This window comes from Deinococcota bacterium (genome assembly GCA_030858465.1).
GTDB lineage: Bacteria > Deinococcota > Deinococci > Deinococcales > Trueperaceae > JALZLY01.
The window spans coordinates 1-6,027 of record JALZLY010000018.1; the positions used below are offsets into that span (position 1 = coordinate 1).

The 6,027-nt window shown below is 65.3% G+C and carries 9 protein-coding genes; 4 read left to right on the forward strand and 5 right to left on the reverse strand.

Going from position 1 to position 6,027, the window contains the following annotated elements:
• The 5 genes from M3498_01035 to M3498_01055 all read right to left on the reverse strand — a co-directional run.
• Positions 1-243: hypothetical protein (locus M3498_01035; GenBank protein ID MDQ3457881.1), on the reverse strand; the 243-nt coding region annotated here is incomplete at its 3' end.
• Positions 240-1,247, reverse strand: a complete 1,008-nt coding sequence (locus M3498_01040) for an MBL fold metallo-hydrolase (protein MDQ3457882.1) — start codon at positions 1,245-1,247, stop codon at positions 240-242. The genes M3498_01040 and M3498_01035, both read right to left, overlap by 4 nt.
• Before the next feature lie 21 nt (positions 1,248-1,268).
• Positions 1,269-1,535, reverse strand: coding sequence for a DUF3006 domain-containing protein (locus M3498_01045; protein ID MDQ3457883.1), 267 nt, complete (start codon positions 1,533-1,535; stop codon positions 1,269-1,271).
• 10 nt (positions 1,536-1,545) lie between these two features.
• A complete protein-coding gene (locus tag M3498_01050) occupies positions 1,546-1,845 on the reverse strand; it encodes a hypothetical protein (GenBank protein MDQ3457884.1) in 300 nt (99 codons plus the stop codon).
• A gap of 99 nt (positions 1,846-1,944) precedes the next feature.
• Complete coding sequence (locus M3498_01055; GenBank protein ID MDQ3457885.1) at positions 1,945-2,652, reverse strand: Crp/Fnr family transcriptional regulator; 708 nt, start codon at positions 2,650-2,652, stop codon at positions 1,945-1,947.
• Between the two features lie 780 nt (positions 2,653-3,432).
• Between M3498_01055 and M3498_01060 the strand changes: the two genes are divergently transcribed.
• The 4 genes from M3498_01060 (at position 3,433) to M3498_01075 (ending at position 5,885) form a co-directional block, all read left to right on the forward strand.
• Positions 3,433-4,818, forward strand: a complete 1,386-nt coding sequence (locus M3498_01060; protein ID MDQ3457886.1) for a tetratricopeptide repeat protein — start codon at positions 3,433-3,435, stop codon at positions 4,816-4,818.
• A gap of 56 nt (positions 4,819-4,874) precedes the next feature.
• Positions 4,875-5,045: a hypothetical protein gene (locus tag M3498_01065; protein ID MDQ3457887.1), complete on the forward strand. Its 171-nt coding sequence runs from the start codon at positions 4,875-4,877 to the stop codon at positions 5,043-5,045.
• 181 nt (positions 5,046-5,226) lie between these two features.
• A complete protein-coding gene (locus M3498_01070) occupies positions 5,227-5,523 on the forward strand; it encodes a DUF433 domain-containing protein (protein MDQ3457888.1) in 297 nt (98 codons plus the stop codon).
• Positions 5,523-5,885: a DUF5615 family PIN-like protein gene (locus M3498_01075; GenBank protein MDQ3457889.1), complete on the forward strand. Its 363-nt coding sequence runs from the start codon at positions 5,523-5,525 to the stop codon at positions 5,883-5,885. Before M3498_01070 ends, M3498_01075 begins: the two co-directional genes overlap by 1 nt.
• Positions 5,886-6,027 lie beyond the last annotated feature (142 nt).

Sequence of the window (6,027 nt, forward strand, 5' to 3'; positions counted from 1 at the left end):
GCCGTGCTCGAGCACCGCCAGTGGCGCGGCCGTGCCCGGGATGGGCAGTTCGGGGTTGAGCTGCAAAAAGCTCTCGCCCGCCGCGCTACTCACATGGTGGATGGGAAAGGCGGTCGGAAGGGGCTCGAGGCGCAGCCGCGCGGCGGGCAAGGCCGGGGCCACCCGCCTTCCCCTGGCCACCACGCGCCGGTAGAAGCGCCAGAGGAGGTAGAGGAGCAGGAGCAGGAGCAGGAGACGCATCATGGCACGCCCGCCTCGCTGCCCACGCCTGGACTTCCCACGCCTGGACTTTCCACGGCTGGACTTTCCACGGCTGGACCTTCGGGGTCAGGCGCCAGCGCCGACCAGCTCGGCAGCGCCCCCGTGGCGACCTCCCAGTCGCCGCCCGGCGTGACCGTGAGCGTCACGTGGCCCTGCCGGTCGGTGCGGTAGACCCGCGCGCCGGCCGCTTCGTAGCTCGCCAGCGCCTCTGGGCTGGGGTGACCGTAGGAGTTGCTCTCGCCCACGCTGATCACCACCAGCTCCGGGCTCAGAGCGCGCATGAAGCCCGGCCCGTCGCCCGTGCTCGAGCCGTGGTGGGCGGCCTTGTACAGCTGCACGCCCGCGAGCGCCTCCCCGAAGCGGCCGAGCCACCAGGCCTGCGTCCGGGTGGTGGCGTCGCCCGAGAAGACCGCCCGGAAGTCGCCGTAGGCGAGTACCGCGCCCACGCTGTTGTCGTTCTGATCCTGATTTTCCCGGGGCGGCGGCAGGATGTGCAGCGCCACCGAGCCCAGGGTGATGGTGCGCCTCTCGGCCTCCAGGTAGGTCGCGTCCGCCTCCTCGACCGCCTCCAAGAGCCGGGCGTAAGCCTGGGTGCTGTGGGGAACACCGTTGTCCAGGTAGTAGCGCGGCGCAAACGCGCGCACGGCCTCGGCCAGCCCGCCGATGTGATCCAAGTCGGCGTGGCTGGCGATCACCAGGTCTAAGCGCGTCACGCCGAGCTCCTGCAGATAGTCGCTGACCAGGCTGCCGCTCCGCCCGCCGTCGATGAGCACCAGACCGCCCTCGGGCGAGCGGATGAGGGCGGCGTCGCCCTGGCCCACATCGAGAAAGACGATCTGCAGGGGCATTTCCGGCGGCGGCCCACTCGGGACCGGGCCGGGCGCGGGCGAGAGCGCGCGCTGCAGCAGCAGCCCGAAGAGCACCAGCAAGAGGACGGTCAGCGCCAGCGGCAGGGAACGGCGCACGTTCGCGGCTCGCCCCGTCAAGGTTGGCTCACAGCTCAGGGCTCACAGCTCGAGGTCTCCCCCGGGGTCTTTGCCGCGCAGCCGCGCCAGGCGCCTGGCCGCCTCGTCCCTCTGCGCGCGGCCGCTGTCGCGGTCGAGGCTCAAGACGAGCACGCTCAGCCCTTCGCCGGAGGCGACCTCGAGACGGATCACGTCGCCCGCCTCGGCCTCCTCGGGCAGGAACCGGGCCGGCAGGTCGAGGGGCTGGCCCGTCTCCAGCTCGAGCACGGCCCAGCCGCCGTCCTCGAAGCGGTCGAGGGTGAGCTTCACGGGCTCCCTCTCACCCGTTCTCCTTGGCCCAGCGCTCGATGCGGTTTAAGTCGCTCGTCGCCTTTTCCTGGATCATCATCCGAACCATCTGGGGCGAGGCGCCCATGTCGCCGACGCCGATAGCCTCGATGATCTCGAGCATCTTGGCGCCAAAGGCCCTGAGCGGCACCTCGAAGGGCACGCCCCGGGTGTTCTCCGGCGTGGGCTTCTCGAAACTCAAGAGGTCGTTGTCGAGCGCGTTCTTGCTCTCCTTGTTGACCCGCACCAGCACCTCACCGTAGTCGGTCTTGACCAGATAGCTGTCTTCCATAGCCCAGGCTAGCACGTCGCCGGAGGCGGAACAGCAGCGAGGAAGGGTCCGCGATAACCAGGCGCGTCCTGAAGCTCTTTGGGGATATTCCCGGCTAAGCTACTCGCCGGCCTCGGCCTCGTCCAAAAACTGCCTCAGCTTGTCCACGTTGACGGTGATGGGCGTGCGGCGGCGGCGTACCGCGCCGTACTCGAGCAGGCGGGCGAGACAGTGGCTGACGGTCTCGCGGGTGGCGCCGATCATCTTGGCGAGGTCCTGCTGGGTGAGGGTGAGCTCGATGACGGTGCCGCGCTCGCCAGGAGCGCCAAAGTCGCCGGCGAGTCTCAAGAGCAGGTTGGCGAGCCGGCCCGGCGCGTCAAAGGCGCCGGTTTCGGCAAAGATCGCCTGCGCCTGCCAGAGCTTGGTGCTCATCACCTTGATGAACTTCATGGCGATCGCCGGGTACTGGCTGAGGAGCCGCTCGAAGTCGGCTTCAGGCAGGACGATGAGGGTGGTGTCGCTGACGGCCTCGGCCTGGTTGGGGCGGCGCTCGGAGGGCAAGAGGAGGAGCTCGCCGAAGATGTCGTACTGGCCCAAGAGCGCCAAGATCATCTCCTTGCCGTTGGGAAAGTACATGGAGATCTTGACCATGCCCTCGCGGACGAAGTAGAGCGCGTCGGCCGGGTCCTCCATGTGATAGATGATGTCGCCCGCCGAGAAGCGCTTGTAGGGGGTGATACGTGAGAGCTGCTCGAGCTCGGCCTCGGAGAGGTCGCCAAAGAGCTGGGTGTTCTTGAGGTGCCAGACCAGGCTGGGATATTCGTGCATCGGCGTATTACCTCACTCTCTACAGGACGCTGCGACTCTAGCCGCTCGCGCTTCACCAGACCACTAACCGCACCAGTAACCGCACTGTAGCATCTAAGGCGCCCCGGTGCATCCGGAGCCGCTTCACTTTGGCGATCCTTCGCTTGACGCGGCGCGGCTGGACAAGCCGCCGCGCACGCCGGCGGCGCCAAGCTCGAGTCCTTGCCGTTACGCGCCTGCTGTGGCCTCCTACAAACCGGCAAGGTCAAAAGGGGCCCCCAGCGGATCGAGAAAGGTGACGCCCTCGAGGCTGGCCCCAAATTAATCCTCGTTCAAGGGGGATTTTTTTGCGAATGACCGAGCTTCTCGTGCCTTCGTCGCACCTCCCTTGCGCCGACCGAACCACCTTGCGCCGACCGAACCACGTCTTGCCCCACGGTTTGTACACGGAGAGGACGGTTGCGACCCCCAGCATGAGCACGTGGACCAAGGAGATCGGAAGGGTCGGCACCGATACGATGCCCAGATACGATGCCCAGACACGATGCCCAGAATCACGGGTTCGTCTATCGCCTGCCCGGACGGCGGAGATGGACTGCCGGACGAAACGGCCACCGAGTTGGACTGCGGTCGCTATCACGCCCAGGGTCAGCACGAGCTTCGTCAAGGTGTCACCCCTGGCTTGACTGAGCCGCTGAACACTAGCGACCCCGCGCCCACAGTGCGGGGTGCCTTTTGGCATGCGCTTCCCCAAACTTGACCGCCGCCTATATGCCTATATCCTATATATAATGGGCACACATGACGGTGAGCATGAAACTCCTGGGCCGCCCGCGGGTTTTGCTTGACGGCGCCTGGCAGGATGCCCCGCAAGAGAAGCCCTTCTGGCTCCTGGCTTACCTGATTTGTGCCGAAGCCTGGGTGGAGCGGGAGAAGCTCGGCTTCCTCTTCTGGCCCGATGTCGAGGAGAGGAAGGCGCGGGTCAACCTGCGCCAGTTGATCAAGCGCGCCAGAGCGTATCCCTTTGCGGGCGAGCTCGAGGTCGGGGCTAAGGCCCTCCGCTGGCCCGTCCACAGCGATTTCAGCGCCTTTCGCCAGGCGCTGGGTCGCGGCGACTGGGCGGCGGCGGTGGCGCACTACGGCGGCGAACTGCTGAGCGGCCTGAGCGTGAGCGGCGGTTCCGGTCTGGAGACCTGGCTCGAGCTCGAGCGCGCCGTCAGCTACGTCAGGGGCGCCAAAGAGCGCAACGACATCCAGGTTCGCTTGGCGGGGTCCTACCGTGAGGCAGGACGCTACGCCGAGTCACAAACTCTTCTGGACGAGGTCCTAAAGGAGGCGCTGCAACCCCGTACCAGGGCTGGAGCGCTGCTCGAACAGGCTTGGCTCCATTTGAACTTTACCAAGCTGGAAGATGCCGCTGCTGCTGCCGCCGAAGCCGCGGCTATCGTCACCGGCTTAGGTGACGCGTCGCTCGAGCTGGACCTCGCCAAGCTCCGCTCGAATATCGCCTTCCGCAGCGGTCGATATGAAGCATCCTGCGCGATCCTCGAGCCGGCGGTGGCGCGCCTGCGTCAGGAACCGCCGGGCAGGGATTTAGCCGGGCTGCTCACCAGCATCGGGGCGGCCTACGACAGCCTCGGGCGCTTTGACGACGCGCTCCCCCTCCACCGCGAGTCGCTCACCATCGCCCAGGCCATCGGCTCGCATTATTACCAGGTGGACGCCGCCTCGAATCTCTTGCACTGTCTGCGCCGGCTCAGGCGCGCGGAAGAAGGGCTGGCCGCCGCGGAGGCGGCCTTGCAACTGGGTCGGTATCAGGGCAGCGACTATCTGCGCCACAGCCTGGCGCTCGCTTACGCCTCGCTGGGCCGGAGCAACGAGGCGACCCTGCTCGACGAGCAGCTGGCGCACCAGAGCGAGAACCCCCTCCTGGGCATCCTCGCCTTGACCCGGCTGGCACGCAATTTCTATGATACCGACCGCGAGCTTGAAGCCTCACACGCCTTGGGCGAAGCTATCCACCGCCTGCCGACGGTCGAGGTCGCGTTTGCTCGAGCCGGCGTCGTCATCCTTGCGCTTCAGCGCGGTAGCAGCGGACAGAAAGCGTCCGTGAAACCGTACCTTCAACCCCTGCTGGACGGCGTGCTTGCCGACGAGCTCAGGCGAGAGCTCGAGCAAGCCCTCTGAAACACCCGGGTTTCCCATATCACGCTCGTGTCACGCGCCGCTCCTAGCATGACTTCATGCAGACCTCCCCGACCGTCTCGGCCCTCATCGTGCGCGTGTGCGCCGGTAAATTCGGCGTCAGGCTGCTGGTGCAAAACGTCAGGACGAGAGAGCAGCTCGAGTTCGCCAGCCTCGAGTCCTTCCAGGCCTACCTGAAAGCCCTTTCCGAGCGGCGAGGGCTGCTGTAGGGCAAGACATAACCCTACAGCTACAGCGTCTGGAACGTCTTTCCCAGCCATATCACGCCCGCGTCACGCCTCCCGCCGACAATCAATGTGGCGCACTTTCCTTCCCTAGACGGTTCGTAATGGAGAGTGCGATGAAGAACCCTGCGAAATCCGCTATAATCCAGGGCAACATGATAGGCTTATGTCGATGAGCACGGCTATCGGTACCTTGCTGGTCAGCTCGCCAGGCGTATGCGGTGGGCGCTTGCGGATTGACGGCACGCGCATCACGGTCAATCAAATCGTCGTCTGCTACAAACAGGGCTACAGTCCTGAAGAGGTTGCGGATCAGTATCCCCATGTGACGCTGGCGCAAGTCTATGCGGCGCTGGCGTACTATCACGCCAACAAAGAGGACACAGAAGCCGATCTGGCCGCTGAAAAGGCTGAAGCGGAGCGGCTCGAGCAGCAGTACCGGCAGACTCCGAAACCGAGCTGATGTGGCTTCGGCTGTATGTGGACGAAGACGCCATGGCTCGAGCGCTCGTGACGGGGCTGCGAGCACGTGGCGTAGACGTAACGACGGTGCTCGACGAAGGCATGACGGGACAGGACGACGTGGCGCAACTCGAGTACGCAGCCGAGCGAGGACGCGTGCTCTACACCTTCAATGTGGGGCACTTTTGCCGGCTTCACGCGGAGGTTTTGGCCCAAAGCCGGAGTCATGCGGGGATCATCGTGGTTTACCGGCAACGCTACGCCGTGGGTGAACAGTTGCGGCGGCTCTTAGCGCTCGTCAACCTGCGGTCCGCGGAAGAGATGAGAGGCTGTCTGCACTTCATATTTGAAGTGGCGGTATGAAATCGTGAACTACTGAGACTCCTCGGAGTGATGCGTTTCAAAGAGGCCGGTGCTAGCGGGCGCGCCTGGAATTCCGAGTTTCTTGGGAGGCAGGGTTCAATTGGGTGTGAAGAAGAGCGCTTTTGAACCCGCATAGCACAGG

Bases quoted from the DNA above. Each gene is read 5' to 3' on its own strand.
- M3498_01065 (MDQ3457887.1), top strand. From the start codon at position 4,875: ATGCAGACCTCCCCGACCGTCTCGGCCCTCATCGTGCGCGTGTGCGCC.
- M3498_01050 (MDQ3457884.1), bottom strand. From the start codon at position 1,845: ATGGAAGACAGCTATCTGGTCAAGACCGACTACGGTGAGGTGCTGGTG.
- M3498_01075 (MDQ3457889.1), top strand. From the start codon at position 5,523: ATGTGGCTTCGGCTGTATGTGGACGAAGACGCCATGGCTCGAGCGCTC.
- M3498_01070 (MDQ3457888.1), top strand. From the start codon at position 5,227: ATGTCGATGAGCACGGCTATCGGTACCTTGCTGGTCAGCTCGCCAGGC.
- M3498_01055 (MDQ3457885.1), bottom strand. From the start codon at position 2,652: ATGCACGAATATCCCAGCCTGGTCTGGCACCTCAAGAACACCCAGCTC.
- M3498_01060 (MDQ3457886.1), top strand. From the start codon at position 3,433: ATGACGGTGAGCATGAAACTCCTGGGCCGCCCGCGGGTTTTGCTTGAC.